Annotated in this window: 24 protein-coding genes; 10 read left to right on the top strand and 14 right to left on the bottom strand. The window is 70.0% G+C overall.

What is annotated here, in order from left to right; translation table 11 throughout:
- Together IC63_RS12110 and IC63_RS12115 are read right to left on the bottom strand one after the other, a co-directional pair.
- Positions 1-297 (bottom strand): hypothetical protein (locus IC63_RS12110; RefSeq protein WP_036720757.1); only part of this gene is annotated, 297 nt, incomplete at its 3' end.
- On the bottom strand, positions 294-947 hold the full coding sequence (locus IC63_RS12115; RefSeq protein WP_036720758.1) for a response regulator transcription factor: 654 nt from the start codon (positions 945-947) through the stop codon (positions 294-296). The genes IC63_RS12110 and IC63_RS12115, both read right to left, overlap by 4 nt.
- A gap of 129 nt (positions 948-1,076) precedes the next feature.
- Here IC63_RS12115 and IC63_RS12120 point away from each other — a divergent pair, with 129 nt between their 5' ends.
- From IC63_RS12120 to IC63_RS12135, 4 genes are read left to right on the top strand one after another with little or no spacing between them, the layout of a single operon-like run.
- Positions 1,077-1,343, top strand: a complete 267-nt coding sequence (locus tag IC63_RS12120; RefSeq protein WP_052042195.1) for a PepSY domain-containing protein — start codon at positions 1,077-1,079, stop codon at positions 1,341-1,343.
- A gap of 1 nt (position 1,344) precedes the next feature.
- Positions 1,345-1,878 carry a cytochrome b/b6 domain-containing protein gene (locus tag IC63_RS12125; RefSeq protein WP_036720760.1) on the top strand — a complete coding sequence of 178 codons (534 nt, stop codon included), beginning with the start codon at positions 1,345-1,347 and terminating at the stop codon, positions 1,876-1,878.
- Positions 1,875-2,588 (top strand): VIT1/CCC1 transporter family protein, encoded by a 714-nt coding sequence (locus tag IC63_RS12130; protein ID WP_036720761.1) that lies wholly within the window; start codon positions 1,875-1,877, stop codon positions 2,586-2,588. Before IC63_RS12125 ends, IC63_RS12130 begins: the two co-directional genes overlap by 4 nt.
- A complete protein-coding gene (locus IC63_RS12135) occupies positions 2,585-3,172 on the top strand; it encodes a tyrosine-protein phosphatase (protein WP_198026312.1) in 588 nt (195 codons plus the stop codon). The genes IC63_RS12130 and IC63_RS12135 overlap by 4 nt, the downstream gene beginning before the upstream one ends.
- Here the strand turns inward: IC63_RS12135 and IC63_RS12140 are convergent.
- The 6 genes from IC63_RS12140 to IC63_RS12165 all read right to left on the bottom strand — a co-directional run bounded on the left by IC63_RS12140 (position 3,142) and on the right by IC63_RS12165 (position 9,314).
- The gene (locus IC63_RS12140; protein WP_036720763.1) at positions 3,142-4,140 is read right to left on the bottom strand and encodes a glycosyltransferase family 2 protein; all 999 of its coding nucleotides are present in this window, start codon (positions 4,138-4,140) and stop codon (positions 3,142-3,144) included. The genes IC63_RS12135 and IC63_RS12140 overlap by 31 nt on opposite strands.
- A gap of 92 nt (positions 4,141-4,232) precedes the next feature.
- Positions 4,233-5,258: a glycosyltransferase family 2 protein gene (locus IC63_RS12145; RefSeq protein ID WP_084115810.1), complete on the bottom strand. Its 1,026-nt coding sequence runs from the start codon at positions 5,256-5,258 to the stop codon at positions 4,233-4,235.
- Between the two features lie 95 nt (positions 5,259-5,353).
- A complete protein-coding gene (locus IC63_RS12150) occupies positions 5,354-7,084 on the bottom strand; it encodes a SulP family inorganic anion transporter (RefSeq protein ID WP_036720767.1) in 1,731 nt (576 codons plus the stop codon).
- A 214-nt stretch (positions 7,085-7,298) separates the two neighbouring features.
- On the bottom strand, positions 7,299-8,186 hold the full coding sequence (locus IC63_RS12155) for an MBL fold metallo-hydrolase (protein WP_036720768.1): 888 nt from the start codon (positions 8,184-8,186) through the stop codon (positions 7,299-7,301).
- Positions 8,187-8,323: 137 nt separating this feature from the next.
- The gene (locus tag IC63_RS12160) at positions 8,324-8,536 is read right to left on the bottom strand and encodes a YgaP family membrane protein (protein WP_036720770.1); all 213 of its coding nucleotides are present in this window, start codon (positions 8,534-8,536) and stop codon (positions 8,324-8,326) included.
- Between the two features lie 103 nt (positions 8,537-8,639).
- The gene (locus IC63_RS12165) at positions 8,640-9,314 is read right to left on the bottom strand and encodes a Crp/Fnr family transcriptional regulator (protein WP_036720773.1); all 675 of its coding nucleotides are present in this window, start codon (positions 9,312-9,314) and stop codon (positions 8,640-8,642) included.
- Between the two features lie 253 nt (positions 9,315-9,567).
- Here IC63_RS12165 and IC63_RS12170 point away from each other — a divergent pair, with 253 nt between their 5' ends.
- The 4 genes from IC63_RS12170 to arsC are packed head-to-tail and all read left to right on the top strand — an operon-like array spanning position 9,568 to position 14,457.
- Positions 9,568-10,950, top strand: a complete 1,383-nt coding sequence (locus tag IC63_RS12170; RefSeq protein ID WP_156965462.1) for a fatty acid desaturase — start codon at positions 9,568-9,570, stop codon at positions 10,948-10,950.
- A 54-nt stretch (positions 10,951-11,004) separates the two neighbouring features.
- Positions 11,005-12,840, top strand: a complete 1,836-nt coding sequence (locus IC63_RS12175) for a M3 family oligoendopeptidase (protein WP_036720775.1) — start codon at positions 11,005-11,007, stop codon at positions 12,838-12,840.
- Positions 12,841-12,844: 4 nt separating this feature from the next.
- Positions 12,845-14,050 carry a dipeptidase gene (locus tag IC63_RS12180; protein WP_232222600.1) on the top strand — a complete coding sequence of 402 codons (1,206 nt, stop codon included), beginning with the start codon at positions 12,845-12,847 and terminating at the stop codon, positions 14,048-14,050.
- A gap of 11 nt (positions 14,051-14,061) precedes the next feature.
- A complete protein-coding gene (gene arsC / locus IC63_RS12185; protein ID WP_036720777.1) occupies positions 14,062-14,457 on the top strand; it encodes an arsenate reductase (glutaredoxin) in 396 nt (131 codons plus the stop codon).
- A gap of 4 nt (positions 14,458-14,461) precedes the next feature.
- Here arsC and IC63_RS12190 read toward each other — a convergent pair whose 3' ends face one another.
- From IC63_RS12190 to purE, 3 genes are all read right to left on the bottom strand, one after another.
- Positions 14,462-16,030, bottom strand: coding sequence for a calcium-binding protein (locus tag IC63_RS12190; protein ID WP_198026313.1), 1,569 nt, complete (start codon positions 16,028-16,030; stop codon positions 14,462-14,464).
- A gap of 84 nt (positions 16,031-16,114) precedes the next feature.
- The gene (locus tag IC63_RS12195) at positions 16,115-17,179 is read right to left on the bottom strand and encodes a 5-(carboxyamino)imidazole ribonucleotide synthase (protein ID WP_036720782.1); all 1,065 of its coding nucleotides are present in this window, start codon (positions 17,177-17,179) and stop codon (positions 16,115-16,117) included.
- Positions 17,172-17,684: a 5-(carboxyamino)imidazole ribonucleotide mutase gene (gene purE / locus IC63_RS12200; protein WP_036720785.1), complete on the bottom strand. Its 513-nt coding sequence runs from the start codon at positions 17,682-17,684 to the stop codon at positions 17,172-17,174. Before purE ends, IC63_RS12195 begins: the two co-directional genes overlap by 8 nt.
- 382 nt (positions 17,685-18,066) lie before the next feature.
- On the opposite strand from purE, the gene IC63_RS12205 reads away from it, so the two are divergent.
- Positions 18,067-19,575 carry a malonate--CoA ligase gene (locus IC63_RS12205; RefSeq protein ID WP_036720787.1) on the top strand — a complete coding sequence of 503 codons (1,509 nt, stop codon included), beginning with the start codon at positions 18,067-18,069 and terminating at the stop codon, positions 19,573-19,575.
- Positions 19,576-19,638: 63 nt separating this feature from the next.
- On the opposite strand, the gene IC63_RS12210 is transcribed toward IC63_RS12205, so the two are convergent.
- From IC63_RS12210 to IC63_RS12220, 3 genes are all read right to left on the bottom strand, one after another.
- The gene (locus tag IC63_RS12210; protein ID WP_036720789.1) at positions 19,639-20,523 is read right to left on the bottom strand and encodes a dihydrodipicolinate synthase family protein; all 885 of its coding nucleotides are present in this window, start codon (positions 20,521-20,523) and stop codon (positions 19,639-19,641) included.
- Between the two features lie 54 nt (positions 20,524-20,577).
- Positions 20,578-21,210 carry an ABC transporter substrate-binding protein gene (locus IC63_RS12215; protein ID WP_332257780.1) on the bottom strand — a complete coding sequence of 211 codons (633 nt, stop codon included), beginning with the start codon at positions 21,208-21,210 and terminating at the stop codon, positions 20,578-20,580.
- Positions 21,211-21,344: 134 nt separating this feature from the next.
- Positions 21,345-22,064: a M55 family metallopeptidase gene (locus tag IC63_RS12220; protein ID WP_156965464.1), complete on the bottom strand. Its 720-nt coding sequence runs from the start codon at positions 22,062-22,064 to the stop codon at positions 21,345-21,347.
- 227 nt (positions 22,065-22,291) lie between these two features.
- Here IC63_RS12220 and IC63_RS12225 point away from each other — a divergent pair, with 227 nt between their 5' ends.
- Positions 22,292-23,257 (top strand): Bug family tripartite tricarboxylate transporter substrate binding protein, encoded by a 966-nt coding sequence (locus IC63_RS12225; RefSeq protein WP_036720791.1) that lies wholly within the window; start codon positions 22,292-22,294, stop codon positions 23,255-23,257.
- Positions 23,258-23,527 lie beyond the last annotated feature (270 nt).

A 23,527-nucleotide genomic window follows, 5' to 3' on the forward strand; every position in this document is an offset into this window, starting at 1 on the left:
GACGGGTCCCCCGCGCCAATCTGGACCGGCGCCGGCTGGGCCGTTGCCCGCGCCGTCCGCGCCGATGATCCGCACGGTGCGGTCGTCCCCGGCCTGCGACGGAAGGGCCGCGCCGCGATCGGCCATCGCCGCCAGCAGCTGCGCCTCGTGCGCCAGCGCGTCGTCCAGCGTCTCGGCGGTTTCGTGGTCCAAGACCCACAGCGCGCCGGCGGCGGCCGCCAGCCAGCCCAGCGCCACCAGCGCCAGCACCCGCCCGGTCAGCCGCCGGGTCAGGCTGTAGGGCGGTGACGCCGTCATGGCACGAGGTAACCCAGGCCGCGGCGGGTCTCGATCACCTTGGCGCCCAGCTTGCGGCGCAGCCGGCTGACATAGACCTCGACGGCGTTGCCCTCGATCTCGGCGTCAAAGGCGAACAGCGCCTCTTCCAGCGCGGGCTTGCCCAGCACCCGGCCGCGAGCGCCGACCAGGGTGTCGAACAGCGCCCATTCGCGCTGGGTCAGGCGGATCTCCTCGGGGCCGCGGAACACCCGGCGGCGGGCGCGGTCGACCGAGACGCCGCCCAGTTCCACCACCGGCGAGGGCGCGTCCTGGCCGCGCCGCGCATTGGCGCGGATGCGGGCGGACAGCTCGTCCAGGTCATAGGGCTTGACCACGTAGTCGTCGGCACCCGCGTCCAGCCCGGCGATGCGGTCGCTGATCTGGTCGCGGGCGGTGGCCACGATCACCGGCGTCGCGTCCCCCGCCGCCCGGCAGGCGCGCAGCAGCCCAAGGCCCGACCCGTCCGGCAGCCCCAGGTCCAGCAGCATCAGCGCGTAATCGGCGACGGCCAGCGCTTCCTCGGCCTCGGCGATCGAGCCCGCGATGTCGACGGCGTGGCCCTGGGCGGACAGGTGCCGCGCGACAGCCTGGGCCAGCGGGGCGCTGTCCTCGACGATCAGAAGACGCATCGGTGGGGTCCTTTCCCGGCCGCGGGGGTGCGGCAGTTTGTCCTGCAGGGGCTTTGCCAGCGCAAGCTTTCCGCAAGCTGACCGCACCAGAACGGCGTCAGTCGAAACGCACAGCAAAGGAAACGAACCATGCGTATCGCCATCGCCACCGCCGCCCTGATGGGCCTCACCGCCCTGTCCCCCGCCTTCGCCGAAGAGGCCAAGTGCAACCAGCCCGAATCGAGCTGGAAGCCGGTCGAGGAGCTGAAGACCAAGCTGACCACCGAGGGCTGGACGATCTCCAACGTCAAGACCGACGAAGGCTGCTACGAGGTCTATGGCAAGGACAAGGACGGCAACAAGGTCGAGGTCTATTTCGACCCGGTGACCTTCGAAAAAGTCGGCGAGGACAGCTGAGATGCGCGCCGCGACCGACCCTGTTCGCATGGTCCCGGTGTGGGACCGCTTCGTCCGTGTCTTTCACTGGTCGCTGGTGGGGCTGATCGCCGCGGCATGGCTGACCGAGGATCTGAAGCGGGTTCATCACTGGATCGGTTACACGGTTCTGGCGCTGGTCGCGGCGCGTCTCGTCTGGGGCGTCATCGGCAGCCCGCATGCGCGGTTCGCAGATTTCGTCGCCGGGCCGGCCCGGATATCCGCCTATCTCCGCGACCTTCTTCACGGCACCGAGCGGCGGTATCTGGGCCACAACCCCGCCGGCGGCGCGATGATCGTGGCGCTGCTGACCGCGATCCTCGTGACCTGCGTGTCCGGCTGGCTGATGCTGACCGACCGGTTCTGGGGGTCCGAGACGATGGAAAACATCCACGAGGTGGCGGCCACCGTGATCCTGGTGCTGGTCGCCGGGCATGTTGCCGGAGTGGTATGGGAATCGCTGCGCCATCGTGAGAATCTGGTCCGTGCCATGATCACGGGAAGAAAACGCGCATGACCGAATATTCCGACATCTCCGCCCACCCCGAATCGCCGCATCTCATCAACCGGGCCAACTGGCTGCGGGCGGCGGTGCTGGGGGCGAATGACGGCATCGTCTCGGTCAGCTCGCTGATCGTGGGGGTGGCGGCCGCCGATCCCAGCCCGCGCGCGGTGCTGATCGCGGGCGTCGCCGGGCTCGCCGCCGGCGCGATGTCGATGGCGGCGGGGGAATATGTATCGGTGTCGAGCCAGTCCGACATCGAGCGCGCCGACATCGAACGCGAACGTGCCGCGCTGGAATCGGTGCCGGAACAAGAGCTGGCCGAACTCGCCGCCCTGTTCGAAAGCCGCGGCATGACCCCGGCGACGGCCCTGCTGGCGGCGCAAGAGGTGACCGCGCATGACGCGCTGGGCGCCCATGTCCGCGAAGAGCTGGGCCTGCACGACGTCAACCAGGCCAACCCGCTGCAGGCGGCCTTCGCGTCGCTGGTCACCTTTGCCATCGCCGCCGCGGTGCCGCTGGTGTCGGCGATGCTGGCACCGGCCGGCATGGTGATCCCGGTGGTGCTGATTGTCACGCTGATCTCGCTGGCCGTCCTGGGCGCGGTCGGGGCGCGGGCCGGCGGCGCGCCGCTGTTGCCGGCGACGATCCGGGTGCTGGTCTGGGGCGCCTTCGCCATGGCGGTGACCATGGGCGTCGGCCGCATCTTCGGCATCGCTGCTTGAGAAGCCTGGCCGCCCGCGCCGGCATGCTCGTGCTGGCGGCCCTGCTGCTGGCCGTGGGCTGGTTCGGCGGCCTGCATGCGAGCGGCAACTATCACGAGATCCTGCCCGGCGAACTGTACCGCTCGGGCCAGCTGAGCGGCCCGGCGCTGGCGGATCGCATCCGGCGCGACGGCATCCGCAGCGTGGTGAACCTGCGCGGTGAACAGGACGACCGGTCGTGGTACGACGCCGAGATCGCCGCCACCGAGGCCGCCGGCATCGCGCATTACGATTTCCGCATGTCCTCGGCCCAGTCGCTGAGCGCGCCGGACGCCGAACGGCTGGTGGCGCTGTTGCGCGAGGCGCCCAAGCCGGTGCTGGTCCATTGCGAGGGCGGCGCCGACCGCACCGGCCTGGCGGCGGCGCTGTACCTGGCCGCTGCCGGCCGCCCGGCCGAGGCCGACGGCCAGCTGTCGGTGCGCTATGGCTTTGTCGGCATCGAGGGCGTGACCCGGCCCTGGCCGATGCTGGAGAGCTGGCACCGCCTGCGCGAAGGGTTCTCAGCCAGGCCCGCTCACAGCAGCCCCGCGACCAGGGCGCCATAGCGGCGTTCCGCCTCGGCCTGCGCCTCGGCCACGCCGGGCAGGGCCAGCAGGCGGTCGATCTCGGTCCGCAGGGCGGCGCCATAGCGGTCGGTGAACGAGCTGTCGGGGATGTTGGCGTCGGCGATCCGTTCGAAATAGGCGCTGGTGTGGCGGGTGTTCTCTTCGTCCATCGGCCGCGCCCCGCGCCCGCGGGCCTGGCGCAGGCAGAACGAGGCCAGCGACTTGACCGCATAGTGGTTGTAATGGGCGATGCCGTGGCGGATTTCCTCGACCGGAACGTTGCGCAGGAATTGCCACAGGCCGGTGCGGCGGGGGATCTGAAAGCCGGTCAGGTCGCTGCGCACGATGTTCAGCGGCGGCGGCTGGAAATAGAACATCACGCTGTGATTGTGGATTTCGCGAAAGCGGTGCACGCCCCGGGTCAGGGTCTTGACCGGGCCGTTGGCCTTGTGCCGCTGCGGCAGGCGGCGCTGGAACTGTTCGGTGACCAGCCCAGCATGCCAGCCGGGATCGTCGGTGCTGCCGAAGGTCTGCGCGTTCAGCATGATGATGTCGGTGCCGGCGGGCACCGCCCCGGTCAGGTCGGCGACCCGGCCGGTGCCGACGCTGACATGCAGGAACTCGTCGGCGTCCAGCACCATCAGCCAGTCGGCATCGTTCAGCCGAAAGCGCCTGCGCATCGCGGCATAGCCGGCATGCTGGGGCGATTGCCCCGGGGGAACGACATTGGGCAGGTGCCGGATCACGCCGTGGCGATCCAGCGCCCCCAGCACCAGGTCGGTGCCGTCGGTGCAGTCGTTCGACGCGATGCAGATGAGGTCGAAGCCGATCGCGCGGTGATGGGCGACGAATTCCAGCACGAACGGGCCTTCGTTGCGGACCGACGAGATCAGCACATGCCCCAGCGACGGGCGCGCGGCAGGCGGCGCTGCCTGGGCCTTGTCCTGCGGTTGGTCCTGGTCGTGCACCCCGGTCCTCGTGCTGTCGTGCCGGCCGGCCCTTGTGCCGCAGACCGGCGCGGCGGGTCAATGCGGCGACGGGCGGCTCGGCGCCGATCGGCTCACCCCAGCGCGGCGATGCGGGCGGCGTAGCGGCGCTCGGCCTCGGCCTGCGCCTCGGCCACGCCGGGCAGCGTCAGCAGCCGCGCCATCTCGGCCCGCAGCGCCGCGCCGTGGCGGGTCACGAAGTCCCCGTCGGCCACCCGCGCCCGGGCGATGTTGTCGAAATAGCCCAGCGTGTGGCGGTCGTTGTCCTTGCCGGCCGGGTCGGTGCCCAGCTGGCGTTCCTGGCGCAGGGCAAAGCTCGCCATCGACTTGATCGCATAGTGGTTATAATGCGCGAAGCCGTGGCGGATCTGGTCGGGCGGGATGTTGCGCAGATAGCGCCACAGACGGATCCCCGGCGGGATCTGAAACCGAGAGCCGTCGCTGCGCAGCACCGTCAGCGGCTCCGTTCCGCGATAGATGTTCACGCTGTGATTGTGGATCACCCCGAAGCGGTCGATGCCCCGGGCGATGGTCTTGACCGGGCAGTTTGCCCGGTGCCCCAGCGCCAGCCGCCGCTGGAACTGTTCGGTCACCAGCCCCGGGTACCAGTCGGGATCGGGGGTGGTGCCGAAGGTCTTGGCGCTCAGCATGATGATGTCGTCGCCGTCCTGCGCCTGCGCCGTCATGTCCTGGACCCGGCCCTGCCCGACCGTGACCGACAGGAATTCGTCGGCATCCAGCACCATCAGCCAGTCCGCGCGATCCAGCCCGAACCGTTGCCGCATGCCGGCATAGGCCGCGTGCTGCGGGATGTCGTCGGGCGACAGGTCGTTGCGATAGTGGGTGATCGCGCCGCCCCGGTCTAGCGCGTCAAGCAGCAGGTCGGTCCCGTCGCTGCAGTCGTTCGAGGCGATGAACAGACGGTCGAACCCCATGGCGCGGTGGTGGGCCACGAATTCCAGCGCATAGGGGCCCTCGTCCTTCATCGAGGACAACAGCACGTGGCCCAGCCGGGCGTCGGTCCCGGTGCCCGGGACCGGGCCTGCGTCGGGGTCCCGCCCGGTGGCGCCCCGTGCGCCTGAGGAATCTGGTTGCTGCATGCCTGTCCCCCGCGGCTTTTCAGGGCCCGGCCTTGTGCCGCGACCCGACACGGCGGGTCAAGCCCGCCGGGGCTGGTCACGGGCGTGGCGGGCCATCATTGCGCGGCGGTCTGGCGGGCCGGCTGCGGCGACAGCGCCTGCCAGGCATCGAACTGCGACAGGAACACCCGGCCGTTCAGCTCGTCCAGAAGATGAGTCTTCCTGAGCCGGTCCATCACCGGGCCCTTGACCTCGGACAGATGCAACCCGACGCCCATGTCGCGCAACCGCTGATTGATCGCCTCCAGGCTCTCCAGCGCCGAGTAATCCACCGCGTTCACGGCCGAGAACATCAGCACCACGTGCCGGATCGCGCAGCCGTCGGTGACGCGGCGCTGGATCAGGTCCTCGAGAAACCGGGCATTCACGAAATACAGGCTTTCATCGACCCGCAGGGTCAGGACCTCGGGATCGGTGCCCACCTGGTGGCGGTTCACGTTGCGGAAATGCTGGGTGCCGCGGACCAGCCCGACCTCGGCCACGTGCGGGCGCGAGGTCTTGTAGAGATGCAGCAGCACCGACAGCAGCACCCCGGAGGCGACCCCGGCCTCGACCCCCACGACCAGGGTGACCAGGATGGTGGCGGCGACGGCGGCGAAATCGGCCCGGGAATAGGCCCAGGTCTTGCGCAGGATCGACAGATCGACCAGCCCCAGCACCGCCACGATGATGGTCGCGGCCAGCGTGGCGTTCGGCAGGTAGTAGACCAGCGGGGTCAGCGCCACCGCGGCGATGGCAAGGCCCAGCGCGGTAAAGGCGCCCGCGGCCGGCGTCTCGGCGCCGGCATCGAAGTTGACGACCGACCGGGCGAAGCCGCCGGTGACCGGATAGCCGCCGGTAAAGGCCGCGCCCAGATTGGCCGCGCCCAGCCCGATCAGCTCCTGGTCGGGGTCGATCCGCTGCCGCTTCTTGGCGGCCAGCGTCTGCGCCACCGAAATCGATTCGACGAAGCCGATGACCGAGATCAGCAGCGCCGGAAGCAGCAGCTGGCCGACCAGGTCGGGCGACAGCGCCGGCATGGTCAGCGGCGGCAGGCTTTGCGGCACGGCGCCCACGATCTTGACCCCGCGCTCGGCCAGGCCCAGCGCCCAGACCGCCAGCGTCGTGGTGACGACCGCCGCGACCGGGCCGGCCTTGGTCAGGATGTCGGCCAGCAGCGGCGGCGTGCCCAGCCCGCGCAGAAACGGCTTGAGGTTCGTGCGCACCCAGAACAGGAACCCCGTGGCCAGCACCCCGATCACCAGGGTGATGAGGTTCGTCTGCCCCAGCTGCATCCACAGCGCGGCCAGCATCTGCGGCAGGGTGTGGCCCTCGGCCGGCACACCCAGGATGTGCTTCAGCTGGCTGGTCGCGATGAGGATGCCCGAGGCGGTGATGAACCCCGCAATCACCGGATGGCTGAGGAAATTCGCCACGAAGCCCAGCCGCAGCACCCCCATCAGGACCAGCATCCCGCCCGACAGCAGGGCCAGCGTCAGCGCCGCCGCCGCATAGCCCGCCGTGCCCTGCTGGGCCACCTGCCCCACCGCCGCCGCCGTCATCAGCGACACCACCGCGACCGGCCCCACTGCCAGCGCCCGGCTGGTCCCGAAGACCGCATATAGCAGGATCGGCACGATCGAGGCATAGATGCCCGCCTCAGGCGGCAGGCCGGCCAGCAGTGCATAGGCGAGGCTCTGCGGGATCAGCATGATCGTCACGATCACCGCCGCGATCAGGTCGTTGGCCAGCGCCCTCCGGTCGTAACGGCGGCCCCAGTCGAGGATCGGAAGATAGCGGCGCAGCATCAGGGGTCCTGTCGAGATCAAGCAGCCCGGCGCCGCCGGGTGCGCGCTTCAGTCGGCCGAACACCGCGGCTGTTCAGGTTCGCGCCCGCACAGCGTCCCCGGCCTGCAGGCTGGCGGCAGGCCTTCCGTGCTCGGTCGGCCACGCCCTGCCCGCCGACCGCCAACCAGCAAAATTTCTGCCCGGGATCCGACATCCCCGCCCCCTCCCCGCAGATCACAACGCGTTCAGCGGCACTTTCAGCATCGGCCGCCCGTCCTTGTCGCGGGGCACCTCGCCCGCGCGCATGTTCACCTGCAGCGAGGGGATGATCAGCCGCGGCATCTCCAGCGTGGCGTCGCGTTCGGTGCGGAACCGCACGAAGTCGTCGCGGGTCTTGCCGCCGCCGACATGGATGTTGTGAGCCTTCTGTTCGGCGACGGTGGTTTCCCATGCGATCTCGCGCCCGTCGGGGCCGTAATCGTGGCACATGAACAGCCGCATCTCGTCGGGCAGCGCCAGCACCTTCTGGATGCTGTCATACAGCGTCGCCGGGTCGCCGCCCGGGAAGTCGGCCCGCGCCGAGCCGCCATCGGGCATGAACAGCGTGTCCCCCACGAAGGCCGCGTCGCCCGTCACGTGGACCATGCAGGCCGGGGTGTGGCCGGGGGTATAGATCGCGAAGGCCGGCATGTTGCCGACCATGTAGCGATCGCCGTCATGGAACAGCCGGTCGAACTGGCTGCCGTCGCGCTGGAACTCGGTGCCTTCGTTGAAGACCTTGCCGAACGTCTCCTGCACGACCTGGATATTGGCGCCGATCCCGATCTTGCCGCCCAGCTGTTGCTGGATATAGGGCGCGGCCGACAGGTGGTCGGCGTGGACATGGGTCTCGATGATCCATTCCAGCCGCAGCCCGCGCGCCCGGACCTGGCGGATCAGCTCGTCGGCATGGTCATGGGTGATGCGCCCGGCGGCATAGTCGATGTCCATGACGGAATCGACGATGGCGCAGGCATCCGATGTCGGGTCCTTGACGATGTAGCTGATCGTGTTGGTGGCCGGGTCGAAGAAGGCCTGCACGTCGGGCCTGATGTCCATGCGGACGGGATAAGGGTCGGTCATGTCGTTCGCTCCTGCAGGGTCGGAGGGATCGGGAGGGCGCCGGGACGCGTCGGGCGGCCGCTAAGGCTATATCACAGCATGGCGGCAGGGCGCCCCGGACCGGAATCCGGCGACGCCCCGCCTGCCGTCAAGGGCCTTCAGCGCCGCAGGGGGCAGGTGCGGATGCCGAGCATGCTGTAAAGCGGGCAGCTGCCCACCAGCGCGGTCACCCCGAACACCACCGCGACGAGCAGGGCGAGCCAGTACAGCAGGCCGCCGCCCAGCGCCGTCGTGCCCAGCGCCAGGTACAGCAGCACCAGCGCCACAACGAGCCGCAGGCCGCGGTCGATCATTCCCATGTTCACGTTCATCTCGGGCACTCCGTTTGCGAATCAGTCGAGCCATCCTGACACATCCGGCGCGAGTGCTTGGTGACTTGGTCACACAGGGTCCGCGGCTGTCTTTCCCACCCGATCAGCCGGCGGACCGCACCAGCCGTTCCAGCCCGGCCCGGTCGATCAGGTGCACCTCGCCGCGGGCCTGCCCGATCCAGCCGCGGCGCTGGAATTCGGACAGGGTGCGCGAGACGACCTCGCGCGCGGTGCCCAGCTCGCTGCCCAGCGCGGCGTGGGTGGCACGGACGACCTGGTCCTGGCCCGCAAGCTCCAGCAGCCGCGAGGCCAGCCGCACGTCCATCCTCTGGAACACGATGTTGTCGATCAGGGCGAACAGGTCGGTGATCCGCTGCGAAAAGGCGGCGAAGACGATCTGGCGAAAGACCGGCGAGCGGCCGACCAGGTCATCGAAGGTCGCCCGCGGGATGGCGACCGCCCGCACGTCGGTTTCGGCGATGCCCTCGGCTGAATAATCCTCGACGGCGAGCATGCAGGCGGTGGTCAGCACGCAGCTTTCGCCAGCGTGGACGCGATACAGGAAGACCTCGCGGCCGGTGTCGGATGTCTGCTGGACCCGGACTGTGCCCTGCAGCAGCAGCAGCATGTCGCTGGCCGACTGTCCGGGGGCAAAGACCGGCGTGCCGGCCGGAAGCGCCACGACCGAACTGCCGGCGATCAGATCGGCGCGGATGTCGGCCGGCAGCATAGCCAGCCCGGCAAAGCGGTCGATCCAGTCGGCATCGGCGGTGGTCATGCGCGGTCTCTCCGGTCGGTGTCTGGGCCCATGGCGCGCCCTGCCGGCCCGCTATAGCGCAGGGCGCACGGGCCGAGAACCTCTCCCGCCGCGCCGCCGGTTGCGGGGCGTCGAGGGGGCCACCGGCGGAATCCCGCCGGCGTTTGGGGTGGGTCGGAATGGGGGAATCGGGGTCTAGACAAATCCGGCAAACCCATCTTCGATGACATTGTGACGCAGCGTCACGGCAACCTGGAGCCGACCCGTGAAGGATATGACGACCAGCCTGCCCGACGAACAGATCATCCGGACGCGCATCATCGTCGCGCCTGTGCACCCGGCCGCGCATGACCACATGGTCAGCCTGATACGACAGCTGAACCCCGAGGCCGAGGTCATTACCCTGGCGGCCTCCATCGGCCGGGTCGAGCGCGCCCCCTTGCCCGATTCTGCCGAGCCGCTGGCCGCCGCGGGTCCGTCGATGGACGGCGCAGACGCCGGCCCGGCCCGGCCGGCCGCCGAGACGAGCGGCGCGGGCGACGGCATGGCGCGGCTGTCCACGCGGCAACGCGAGGTGCTGCGCCATATCGTGGCCGGGTGGACGAACAAGGAAATCGCGCGGCACCTGAACATATCGCCGTCGACGGTGCGGGTGCATGTCTCGGCGCTGCTGCGGGTGCTGAACGTGCCGACCCGCACCGCAGCCGCCGCCTTCGCCGCCGGCCGCGCCCTGCCCGACCCCGAGGAAGGCGTGCCGCACCCGGGCGCCGACGCTGTCTCGCTGGTGCTGGTCGCGGCGCATCTACTGCTGCTTTCCGCTGCGCTGCGGGCGCTGGCCGGATTCGGCCCGCCGCTCACCTGGCCGCAGCATGTGGCGCTGTTTTTCGGTACCGGCATGTTCATGGGCCAGGTTTCGAATGCCAACGCGCATGAGCTGATCCATCGCGGCAGCCGGCTACTGTTCCGGGCCGGGGCGCTGGTCTATGTCACGCTGCTGTTTGGGCACCACGTCTCGGCGCACCGGCTGGTCCATCACCGCCACGTCGCCACCGACGCCGACCCCAACAGCGCCCGCGCGGGCGAAAGCTTCTGGCGCTTCTTCCCGCGCGCCTGGGCGGGGTCGTTCCGCGCCGGGCTGGCGGTGGAGCGCGACCGCGCCGCCCGCCAGCCGGGGCGGGTGAACCCCTATGTCTGGTGGGTCGGCGGCGCGGTGGCCTGCGTGGCGCTGGCCGCCGCTGCCCTGGGGCTGCGGGGGGCGCTGATCTATGTCCTGCTGTGCCTCTACGCCCAGATGCAGCTGATGCTGTCGGATTACGTCCAGCATTACGGGCTGCGACGCGCCACCCTGCCCGATGGCCGGGCCGAGCCGGTGGACGCCCGCCACAGCTGGGACGCGCCGCATCTGCTGTCCTCGCTGATGCTGGTGAACGCCCCACGCCATTCCGACCACCACGCCCATCCAAGCCGGCCATATCCCGCGTTGCGGCTGAACCGGGCGCAGGCGCCGCGGCCGCTGCTGCCCTGGTCGCTGCCGGTGATGGGCGCGATCGCGCTGGTCCCGCCGCTGTGGCGCCGGGTCATGGACCGCCGAGTCGCCCGGATGCGCGCCCTGGCCCGCCCCGGCGACGCCCCGCCCGTCCCGTCGCCCACGGGTTGAACCCGCGGCCCCGAGACGTCAGATGATAGCCGACGCTTTCAGGAGAGACCGCCGATGACCCGCCGCAGCCCGCTTCACGACGCCGAGACCCCGCGCCCCACCGCGGCCGTGGCCGAGGCCGATCTCGGGGCGCTGCCCGAATGGGATCTGTCGGACCTGTATGCCGCCCCCGACGCGCCCGAGCTTGCCGCGGACCTGGACCGGCTTGAGGCCGCCTGCGCCAGCTTCGCCGCGGATTACGAGGGCAGGCTGGCCGGTCTCACCCCCGCCGAGATGCTCGAATGCATCGAGCGCTATCAGCAGATCGACCTGATCGCCGGGCGGATCATGTCCTATGCGGGCCTGCGCTATTACCAGAACACCACCGACGCCACGCGCGCCAAGCAGATGGGTGACCTGCAGGCCAAGATCACCGACATGACCACGCCACTGGTGTTCTTCAGCCTGGAATTCAACCGCATCCCCGACGACGTCTATGACCAGGTGTTCTCGGCCCCCTGCGGCCCGTCGCGCTACAAGCCGGTCTTCGACCGGATGCGGGCGATGCGGCCCTATCAGCTGTCGGACGAGCTGGAAAAGTTCCTGCACGACAACTCGGTCGTCGGCGCCGCCGCCTGGAACCGGCTGTTTGACGAGACCACCGCCGCGCTGACCTTCGACGTGGACGGCGAGGTGCTGGGGCTCGAGGCCACGCTGAACCTGCTAACCGACCACGACCGCGCCCGGCGCGAGGCCGGGGCGCGGGCGCTGGCGCGGGTCTTTGGCGACAACGTCAAGCTGTTCGCCCGCGTCCACAACACGCTCGCCAAGGAAAAGGCGATCGAGGACAAGTGGCGCAAGATGCCCACCCCGCAGACCGGCCGGCATCTGTCGAACCATGTCGAACCCGAGGTCGTTCAGGCGCTGCGCGATGCCGTGGTCGCCGCCTATCCGCGGCTGTCGCATCGCTATTACCGGCTGAAGGCGCGTTGGCTGGGGCTGGACAGACTGCAGGTCTGGGACCGCAACGCACCGCTACCACAGGAAAGCCCCCGGCTGGTGGGCTGGGACGAGGCCCGCGCCACCGTGCTGGACGCCTATGCGGGCTTCGACCCCGAGCTGGCCAAGCTGGCCGAGCCGTTCTTTGACCGCGGCTGGATCGACGCGGGCGTCAATCCCGGCAAGGCGCCCGGCGCCTTCGCCCACCCGACCGTGACCGACGCGCATCCCTATGTGCTGCTGAACTATCTCGGCAAGCCGCGCGACGTGATGACGCTGGCGCACGAGCTGGGCCACGGCGTCCACCAGCGACTGGCAGCAGCGCAGGGCGAGTTGCTCGCCTCGACGCCGCTGACCCTGGCCGAAACGGCGAGCGTGTTCGGCGAGATGCTGACCTTCAGGGCGCTGCTGGCGAAGACCACCGACCCCGCCCAGCGCAAGGCGCTGCTGGCCGGCAAGGTCGAGGACATGATCAACACTGTCGTCCGGCAGATCGCGTTCTACGACTTCGAATGCCGCCTGCACGCCGCCCGCGCCGAGGGCGAGCTGACCCCGGACGACATCAACGCGATCTGGATGCAGGTCCAGCATGAATCGCTGGGCGATGCATTCGAGTACATGCCGGGCTACGAGACCTTCTGGTCCTATATCCCGCATTTCGTCCACTCGCCCTTCTACGTCTATGCCTATGCCTTCGGGGACGGGCTGGTGAACGCCCTCTATGCCGCCTACGAGGCCGCGCCCGAGGGCTTCCCGGCCCGGTATTTCGAGATGCTGAAGGCCGGCGGGTCCAAGCATCATGGCGAGCTGCTGGCGCCCTTTGGCCTGGACGCCGCCGATCCGGCCTTCTGGGACAAGGGCCTGTCGATGATCGAGGCGATGATCGACGAGCTGGAAGCGATGGAGGCCTGAGCGCTTGGCCCGCGACCCCTTCCGCCGCCAGCGCCCCCGCCGGCTGCGCCGGGCGCTGCTGGTGCTGGCGGCCTTGCTGGCCGCCGGCACGGCCGCGGTGCCGGTCTTTGGCCCGGCGCTGGTCGCAGACCGGCTGAACCCGGTGACGGCGGCGCAGCCGTGGCACGTCTCGGACGCGGCCGCGGCGTTGCACAAGCGGCTGACGATCGCCGATCTGCACGCCGATCCGCTGCTGTGGGACCGCGATCTGGCCGCCGAGCGCGCCGAGGGCCATGTCGATCTGCCCCGGCTGGATCGGGGCAATGTGGCGCTGCAGGTCTTCACCACCGTGACGAAATCCCCGCGCGGGCAGAACTATGCGACCAATGACACCGAGGCGCCGGACAACATCACCCCGCTGGTGATCGGCCAGCTGCGCCCGCTGCAAAGCTGGTTCTCGCTGAAGGAGCGCGCCCTCGACCAGGCCGCCCGCCTGCGGCGGCTGGCGGACCGCAACCCCGACGCGGTGCGGCTGATCCGCTCGCGCGCCGATCTGGACGCCCTGCTGGCCGACCGGGCCGCCGGCAAGCGCGTCATCGGCGCGCTGCTGGGGATGGAGGGCGCCCACGCGCTGGAGGGCCAGATCGGCAACCTCGCGGTGATGGAGGCCGCGGGCTTCCGGCTCGTCGGGCTGACGCATTTCTTCGACAACGAACTCGGCGGCTCGCTGCACGGCACCTCGCAGGCGGGATTGAGCGATTTCGGGCGGCAGGTGGTGGCCGAGATGGTCGCCCGGCACATGGTCATCGACCTTGCCCATGCCTCGCCCGCTGTGGTCCGCGACGTGCTGGCCATCGAGGGCGCGCGCCCGATCATAAGCCACACCGGCATCCGCAGCGCCTGCGACACGCCGCGCAACCTGCCCGACGACCTCGTCCGGCGTGTGGCGGCCAAGGGCGGGATCATCGGCATCGGCTTCTGGGCCGACGTGACCTGCGACGGCACGCCGGCCGGCATCGCCCGCTCGATCCGCGCGGCCATCGACCTGGTCGGCGAGGATGCGGTGGGGCTCGGGTCCGACTGGGACGGCTCGGTGGGCGTGCCCTTCGATGCCGCCGGCCTGCCGGCGCTGACCCAGGCGCTGCTGGACCAGGGGCTGTCCGAGACGCAGATCGCCAAGGTCATGGGCGGCAACACGATGCGCTATCTGCGCGAGACGCTACCGCGGTAACGGAGGCCCTTATGGTCACGATCTATCACAACCCGAAATGCGGCACCTCGCGCAACGTGCTGGCGATGATCCGCGCCAGCGGGGTGGAGCCCGAAGTGATCGACTATCAGAAGACCCCGCCCTCCCGCGACCGCGTGCGCCAGCTGGCCGCCGATGCGGGGCTGACGATCCGGCAAGTGCTGCGGCGGAAGAACACCCCCCATGACGAACTCGGCCTGGACGACCCCTCGCTGGACGACGAGGCGCTGCTGGACGCGATCGCGGCGCACCCGATCCTGCTCGAGCGGCCGTTCGTGGTGACGCCCCGGGGCACGCGGCTGTGCCGCCCCTCGGAAACGGTGCTGGACCTGCTGGACAACCCGCCCGCGCGGTTCACCAAGGAAGACGGCGAGATGGTGGGGCGCTGAGGCCCTAGCCCATGATCGGCGCGGAACCGTCGCGCGGGATGATCGCGACGCTGATGTCCCCGTCCGCGATCCCGTCCACCCCGGCCAGGAACGCCAGCGCGTCGTCGCGGCCCTCGACGCCGACATACAGCCCCGAGCCGTCCGCCGCGGCCCATGTCCGCAGCACCGGCGCCGCATCCCCCGCTTGGCCCGCAATGCCGATGCCGACCCGGTCCTCGCCGGATACGAAATCGGTGACGGTCACCATGTCGCCGCTCATCCCCAGCAGGGCGTCATCGCGGTGGATCCACAGCTGATCGGCGCCCTCGCCCAGCGTCACGACATCGCCGTCGTTGACATCCAGCGTGTCGTTCCCGGCCCCGCCATCCAGCGTGGCGGGGTCGTCGGCGAGCAACTCACGGTCGCCGCCGCCGCGATCCTGCCAGACGGCGGTGTCGACCAGCACGTCGTCCCCGTCACCGCCCCAGACGCTGTCCGCGCCATTGCCGGTGGTGATCCAATCGTTGCCCGCGCCGCCGGTGATGCTGTCATCGTCCTGCGCCAGCGGCGTGTCCGCGCCGTCGAACAGAAAGCCGTGATCGGAATCGCGGATGCCGTCGTTGCCCGTGCCGCCGTCGATCACGTCGCTGCCGAAGCCGCCGGTGATGTGATCGTCGCCCCCGCCGCCATCCAGCGTCAGACGACCGAGATAGCCGGTGACATATTCGCCGGTGATATAGTCGTCGCCGTCGCCGCCCTGCACCTCGTCGACCAGCAGATGCTCCCACGCGCCAAGATTCGACCCCCACCCGAGCGCGCCGAGTTGCAGGTGATCGTCGCCCGCGGTGCCGGTCATGGTCGTGCCCTCGGCGGCAAAGCCTTGCGGGAAGGATTCGGCGGTCAGTTCGCTGACATTGCGCAGCACCATCAGCGGGTTCGACAGATCGCCCAGATGCAGCTCCGTCGCGCCGTCGCGCAGGAACACCTGGGTGATCCGCACCAGCCCGTTGTCCAGGTCGGCCTCGGTGACGCCGTTCAGGACGATGCGGTCCTCGGCGGCGTTGAAGTCGGTGACGACCGCGTGCCCTTCGCGCAGCGACTCGGCGGCGGCGAACACGTCGGCGCCCTCGCCCCCGGTCATCACGGTGGTGCCGTAGGAATGAAACAGCAGGTCGTCGCCCGCCCCGCCGTTCAGCTGCCCGTTGCCGCCCAGCGTGTCGTTGCCGGTGCCGCCCTCGACGATCAGCCCGTCACCGGTCTCGCCAAGATGGGTCAGCTGGTCGTCTCCGGCGCCGCCCAGCACCGTCGAGTGATCGCCCACATAGCGCACCGTGTCGTCGCCCGCCCCGGCGTCCACGTAATCGCGCTGGGTTCCGCTGCTCCCGTGGATCTCGTCGTCGCCGTCGCCGCCCAGGATGGTGTCGTCACCGCCAAAGTTCGAGATCGTGTCGTTGCCCGCCCCCGCGTCGATCCGGTCGGCGCCGAGCGTCCCTTCCAGCGCGTCGTCGGTGCCGGGATCGCCGCTGTCGCCGTCATCATCGCCGTCGAAGATCGCCGCCAGCGCCAGTCCCAGCGGCAGCAGTCCAAGCAGCATCCAGCCTTGCATGACGGGTCCCCCGGCGTCCGCGCGATTCAGCACCGAGTGTGACCGCGCAGAGCCGCGGAGACAACCCCGGCGTCAGGCCCCCTGCCCGCGCAGGATGCGGTTCACGTGCCCCATCTTGCGCCCCGGCTTGACCTCGGCCTTGCCATACAGGTGGATCTGCGTGTCGGGCGCCTGCAGCAATTCAGGCAGGCGGTTCATGTCGTCGCCGATCAGGTTCTCCATCACCACGTCGGCGTGGCGCCGCCCGTCGCCCAGCGGCAGCCCGGCCACGGCGCGGATATGCTGCTCGAACTGGTCCACGGCGCAGCCTCCTTGCGTCCAGTGGCCCGAGTTGTGCACCCGCGGCGCGATCTCGTTCACCACCAGCCCCTGCGGGGTCACGAACAGCTCGACCCCCATCACGCCGACATAGTCCAGCGCGGTGACGATGCGGCTGGCCAGCAGCACCGCCTCGGGGATCAGCCGGCCGGGCACCTTGGCGGGGACGGTGGTGGTGCGCAGGATGCCGTCGCGGTGGACGTTCAGCCCGGGATCATAGGCCGCCACCGCGCCATCCGCGCCGCGGGCGACGATCACGCTGATCTCGGCGGAGAAATCGACGAAGCCTTCCAGCACCGCGGGCGCGTTCACCTGCGCCCAGGCGGCGGCAGGGTCGTCTCCGGCTGCCAGCCGCAGCTGCCCCTTGCCGTCATAGCCCAGCCGCCGGGTCTTGAGGATCGACGGCCCGCGCAGCGCCGCCGCCAGATCGGCGGCGCTGTCGATCGCGGCATAGGGCGCGACCGCTAGCCCGAGCGAGGACAGGAAGTCCTTTTCCGTCAGCCGGTCCTGGCTGACCGCCAGCGCCCGCCGGCCGGGACGGATGGGCGCGAGGCTCTCGATCAGGTCCAGTGCCGAGGTCGGCACGTTCTCGAATTCATAGGTCACGACATCGACCGAGCCCGCAAAGGCGCGGATCGCCGCCTCGTCGTCATAGGCCGCCGTCGTCAGGCGCGCGGCAACGTCCCCCGCGGGCGCCGCGCCGGGTTCATAGACGTGGCAGCGATAGCCTAGCCGGCTGGCCGCCACCGACAGCATCCGCCCCAGCTGGCCGCCGCCCAGGATGCCGATCCACGCGCCCGGTTTCAGAGGCTCATTCATCGCGCGGCTCCTCGGGGATCGAGGCCGACAGCGCGGCCCGCCAGTCGTCCAGCCGCTGCGCCAGCGCGGCATCGTTCAGCGCGAGGATGCCCGCCGCCATCAGCCCGGCGTTGGCCGCGCCAGCCGCACCGATGGCCATGGTCGCGACCGGGAATCCCTTGGGCATCTGGACGATGGAATAGAGCGAATCGACCCCGCCCAGCGCCCTGGTCTGCACCGGCACGCCGATCACGGGGATGCGGGTCTTGGACGCCATCATCCCCGGCAGATGCGCGGCCCCCCCGGCGCCCGCGATGATGACGCGCAGGCCGCGGCCCGCCGCCTCGCGACCATAGGACCACAGCCGGTCCGGCGTGCGGTGCGCGCTGACGATCCGCGCCTCGTAGGGCACGCCCAGCTCGTCCAGGATCGCCGCCGCCTCGCGCATCGTCGCCCAATCGGACTGGCTGCCCATGATGATGCCGACCGGAACCCCTGCCTGCTGCGCCCCCGCCTGCTGCGTCATCGCCTGCCCCCTTTGCTGCAAGAGCGCGCATCATAGGGCGGCCCAAGGCGGGCGCAACGGCAGGCGCAACGGATCGCGTCGTCGGGCGGGCCGTCGGCCGTGGCGCGACGGGTTCAGGAGTCGGTTCGGCGGTAGAGTTGATCATTCCCAGCAGCGCGGCGAAGCATTCGCTTCGCGAGCGGGGCACGGGTGGTCTCGGCGGCGAACACCTCCTGCCGGGCTCACTACGCCGATCTTGCCGCCGTTCGATCAGGCCCGGCAAAGCTTGTGCATCCGCCCGGCGCTTGTCAGCATCCCGTCACCCCCCGCAGACGGCGCGGGAGCCTGGTCCACGGGAGGAGCCCACGGGTCCTGCCGACCTGTCCGAGAAGGAGAGCAGACGTTGACCAACCCGCTTCATGGCGCGCTGATCGGACAGCAGCCGGCGCCCGCGCTTCCGTTCCTGATCGCGGCCGACGGCGCCATCACCAGCTATGCCGATGTCGACCGCGCATCGGCGCGGCTGGCGAATGCGCTGGTGGCGGCCGGTGTCGCGCCCGGCGACCGCGTCGCGGTGCAGGTCGAGAAATCGGCCGCCGCCTTGGCGCTGTATCTGGCGACGCTGCGGGCGGGGGCGGTGTTCCTGCCGCTGAACACCGCCTATACCCCCGACGAGATCGGCTATTTCTTCGGCGACGCCGAACCCGCTCTGGTCGTCTCCGACCCCGCGCGGTTCGAGGCGACGCGCGCCGCTGCCGGCACCGCGCAGGTGATGACGCTGGGCGCCGACGGCACGACCGGGTCGCTGATCGAGGCCAAGGATGCCCAGCCCGACAGCCACGCTCCGGTCGCGCGGACCGCCGATGATCTCGCCGCGATCCTCTACACCTCGGGCACCACGGGGCGGTCCAAGGGCGCGATGCTCAGCCATCGGAACCTGCTGTCGAATGCGCGAACGCTCAGGGACTACTGGCGGGTGACGGCCGAGGACGTGCTGCTGCACGCGCTGCCGATATTTCACACCCACGGGCTGTTCGTGGCCACGAACACGCTCATGCTGGCCGGGGCGGCGATGATCTTCCTGCCCCGCTTCGACGCCGCGCAGGCGATCGGCCTGCTGCCCCGCGCGACGATGATGATGGGGGTGCCGACCTTCTATACCCGGCTGCTGGACCGCGCGGACTTCACCGCCGAGGCGGCGGGGAACATCCGGCTGTTCATCTCGGGCTCGGCGCCGCTGCTGGCCGAGACCCACCGCGCCTTCGAACGGCTCACCGGCCATCGCATCCTGGAACGCTACGGGATGACGGAGACGAACATGAACACCTCGAACCCCCATGACGGCGACCGCCGGGCGGGGACGGTGGGCTTTCCGCTGCCGGGGGTCGAACTGCGGATCATGGGCGAGGACGGCCCCCTGCCCGACGGCGAGATCGGGATGATCGAGGTCCGCGGCCCCAACGTCTTCCAGGGCTACTGGCGGATGCCCGAAAAGACCGCAGAGGAGCTGCGCCCCGATAGCTGGTTCATCACCGGCGATCTGGGGAAGCGCGACCCGGACGGCTATGTCTCGATCGTCGGGCGCGGCAAGGACCTGGTGATCTCGGGCGGCTTCAACGTCTATCCGAAAGAGGTCGAGCTGCTGATCGACGAACTGCCCGGCGTGCTGGAAAGCGCCGTGATCGGCGTCCCCCACCCCAATTTCGGCGAGGCGGTGGTGGCGGTCATCGCCCGCGCCCCCGGCGCCGACCCCGACCCCCACGCGATCCGCGCGGCGCTCGAGGGGCGGCTGGCGAAGTTCAAGCAGCCCAAGCAGGTGATCGTGGTGGACGAGTTGCCGCGCAACACGATGGGCAAGGTGCAGAAGTCGGCCCTGCGCGCCGAACATGCGGGGCTGTTCGCGGGACACTAAGGCGATCCTGGCCGGCCCCCCGCGTCCCCAACTGCCCCGCGCGCGGGCCGGCGCCGCCGGTTCTCACCCCGCTAGGCCGTAGCTGCGCAGAATCTGCAGGATCGCCGCGTCCTGCGCCGGGTCCGGCAACAGCGCAGGCTGGCGGCTGGCACCGACCGAGCTGTCCATCAAAAACAGCGCCCGCTTGACCAGCGCGGGGGGATAGCCCAGCGCGTACAGATCCTTGCGGAAGCGGCCGAAGATGTCCTGCTGGCGCTCGGCCTCGGCATGATCGCCGGCGTTGTGGGCTGCGAGGATCGCGGCCAGCGTGTCCGGCATGACATTGCCCAGCCCCGAGATGTAGCCCGCGGCGCCATGCATCAGCGACCAGTGGACCAGATGGTCGGGGCCGGAATAGACCGCAAAGTCCGGCCGGGCGGTCCAGATCGCCAGGTAGTCTTCCAGCGTGTCCCGACCGCCGCCGGAATCCTTGATGCCGGCGATGTTGCCGTGGTCCGCCAGTGCCGCAGCGGTCGCGGGCTCGATATGGTTCTGGGTCCGGGCCGGGATGTCGTACAGATAGACCGGCGTGCCGACGCCGTCGGCCACGGTCGAGAAATGCCGGATCAGCCCGTCCTGCGTGCAGGCGATGAAATAGGGCGTGATGACCGCGATGCCGTCGACGCCGATGCGGTCGAATTCGCGGGCAAGCTTCAGCGTCTCGAACGTCGCGGGCATGCCGGCGTTGACGATGACCTGGGCGCGGCCCGCGACCTCGTCCACCACCGCGTCGGTCAGGGCGATCTTTTCGTCGAAGGTCAGGGCGGTGAAATCGCCGTTGGTGCCGGCGCACATGATGTGGTTGCCGGCCTGGACCTGGCGGCGGACCTGGGCACGGGTGGCGTCCAGGTTCAGCGTCTCGTCATCGTTGAAACAGGTCACCAGCGCGACGAAGGCCTTGGCGGTCATGGTGCTCTCCGGTCTGAAGGCCCCCGGCCGCGCCTGGCGGCCGGAGGCGAGGCGTCACTTGAAGCCGATCTGCGACAGCTGCAGCTGCGAGTTGGTGGCGATGGTCGGCTTCCAGTTCAGCCGCTTACTGACCCGGCTGAAGCCGACCTTGTGCCACAGCAGCGCATCCGCCACGACATCGTCATGCAGGTAAGCCACCAGGTCGGCCCATTTCGCGGCCCGGTCCTCGCCCGTCGCGGCCGAGGCGTCTGCGATCATCTGGTCGACCCTGGGATCGGCGACCCCGGACTGGCGCCCTTCGCTGGCATATTTGAAGAACATCGAGAAGGACGGATCGCCCTTGTTGTTGTCGTGCTGGGCGACCAGCACATAGGGCCCGAGGTCGGTCGGATAGGGCTTGGAGCAATACTGCTCGTGGGTGGCGACCTCGACCATCTGCAGCTTCACGTTGAAACCCGGCTCCTGCAGCATCTGCTGCAGCGCCTCCATCACCTCGGTCACGCCGGGGAAGTTCTCGATCCGGGCGATCAGGGTGAATTCGGTGTCGACCGGCACCCCGTCGGCCTTGGCCTCGGCCAGAAGCTTCTTCGCGCCGGCGGTGGTCGGCGGGAACATGGCGACCGCCTGTTCGGTCCCCTCGGGCAGCAAGGCGGCCGGAACCCCGCGCCGTGCTGGAGGGCGAATCACTCCCTTAAATCATATGCAGTATCGTTGTAAAAAGATGTCACCTCGAGGACAGCGCGGCTTCACCACAGAAAACGCAGGGTCCGCAGCACCTCGAACAGTCGTCGCGGGCAAATCGCAAGCGGCGCGGCGCGGGGTTAGTCGACGCCGGGAAAGAAGCTGCCGCGATAGGCCTCGACGGGTTGGCGAACTGCAGCTCGACCTCCCACCGCGCGGCCAGCGGGTCGGGATGGCGCGCCCGGGTCGAAGAGCGCGCGGGCCACGCCTTCGCGGATGCGCTCGCGGGCGCAGACGGGCGACAGCGAGGACGTCGCCGGCCCGAAGCCCCGGCTGACCGGCAAGGTCACGATCCCCGGCACCAGCGCCTCGGCCGCGGCGCAGATGCCGGCGTCCCTCGACAGGAACGCCGACGGCACCCCCAGCGAGGCGGCGGTGATCGCGTTCACGGTGAATTCCGACGCCAGCGCGCCGTTGATCGTCCGCCGCATGATCCGCCCGGTAAAGCTGTGGGCCAGCGGATTGCTGTCGGTGCCGGCGGCATCGTGATAGCCGGTATAGATCGCGGCGGCGCAGTTGCCGTCGATGCCGAATATCATCGAATGCGGATGCCCTGACCAGTGCCGCACGATCCGGACCTCGTCGGGCAGCCGGTCCACCAGCAGGTTGCGGCCGGTGTGGTGGGCGTCCTTGACGATGATTTCGGTCGCGTCCGCGTCCAGCGCGCCGTTGCAGGCGGCGGTTACCTCGGCCGTCATCAGCGACTGGAATTCGGGATAGTCGGGCTTGTCGCGTTCGGTTTCGGCGCAGCAGGTGACGCCCGCGGTGCCCTCCATGTCGGCGCTGATGACGACCGTCATGACGACGTTCCCCCGGCTTGCCCCCCCCGTCAGGCTGCGGCGAGCAGGGCTGAAAGACAAGCCGGGCCGCGGCCCGGCCGATGCCGCGGCGCTGCCGGGGCGCAGCGGCGCCCCCCACCGTTCTGCTTGCCCGTCCGCCCGCCGCGGGCCGCTCGGGACGGTCATTGCGCCCGTCCCCGCTTTCTTTCACAGTGACCCGGAATGAACGAACATCTGGGGAGGATACCATGTCATTCATCACCCGCAGGCTTGCCGCGGCCTGTCTTGCCGCGGCGACGCTGATCTCGCCGGCGGCGGCGCAGGACCTGACCGACCTGACGATCACCGCCCCGGCCGGCGCGGGCGGAGGCTGGGATTCGCTCGCCCGCTCGCTGCAGGACACGATGATGAAGACCGGCGCGGTCAAGAACGCCCAGGTCATGAACGTGCCCGGCGCCGGCGGCACCGTGGGGCTGGCGCAGTTCTCGCAATCGGCCAAGGGCGCCAAGGACCAGCTGCTGGTCGGCGGGCTGGTCATGGTCGGCGCGATCATCACCAACAAGTCGCCGGTGAACCTGACCAATGTCACCCCGATGGCGCGGCTGACCTCGGACCCGATGGTCGTCGTGGTGCCCAAGGACAGTGAGGTCCAGTCGCTGGCCGACCTGACCGCCAAGATTAAGGAAGACGTCGGCTCGACCGTCTGGGCCGGCGGTTCGGCCGGCGGCGCGGACCACATCCTCGCCGGGCTCATCACCCAGGCCGCGGGGGGCGATCCGGCCAAGGTGAACTACGTCGCCTATTCGGGCGGCGGCGAGGCGCTGGCAGCGCTGCTGGGCGGCCAGGTGACGGCCGGGATCTCGGGCTATGGCGAGTTCCAGGGCCAGATCGAATCCGGCGACCTGCGGGCGCTTGCGATTTCCTATGGCGAGCCGGTCGACGGCATCGCCGCCCAGCCGCTCAAGGCGCAGGGGCTCGACGTGGTGATGGAAAACTGGCGCGGCGTCTTTGCCGGGCCCGACATCGCCGATGCCGACAAGGCGGCGCTGGCCGCGGCGATCGAAAAGACCGTCAAGTCGCCGGAATGGGCCGAGGTGCTGAAGGCGCGCGGCTGGACCGACAGCTACCTGCCGGCCGACGAGTTCAAGGCCTTCGTGGACGCGGAAAACACCCGCATCACCGAGGTGCTGAAGTCGATCGGACTGGCCAAGTAAGACCGGCGGGCGGGGGCGTGCCCCCCCCCCCCGGGCTTACTTTGCCCGGCCGATCGACTTCAGCACCCCGGTGGTGCGGGGGTTTTTCGCGTCCCCCAAGGGCTTGGACTCGTCGGCCGGCCGGGGGGTGTCGGGCCCGCCCCGCGCCCTCCGCCGCGGCGCGGGGGCCCCGCGCTTTCCCCAACCCTTGCGGGCGGGGGGGGGGGGGCCTTGCGCCGGCCCGGCCCCCCCCCCGCGGGGGTGCTGCCCGGAGGCCGCCGAGGGCGGCGG

Origin of the sequence: Paracoccus sphaerophysae (assembly GCF_000763805.1) — a bacterium.
Lineage (GTDB): Bacteria > Pseudomonadota > Alphaproteobacteria > Rhodobacterales > Rhodobacteraceae > Paracoccus > Paracoccus sphaerophysae.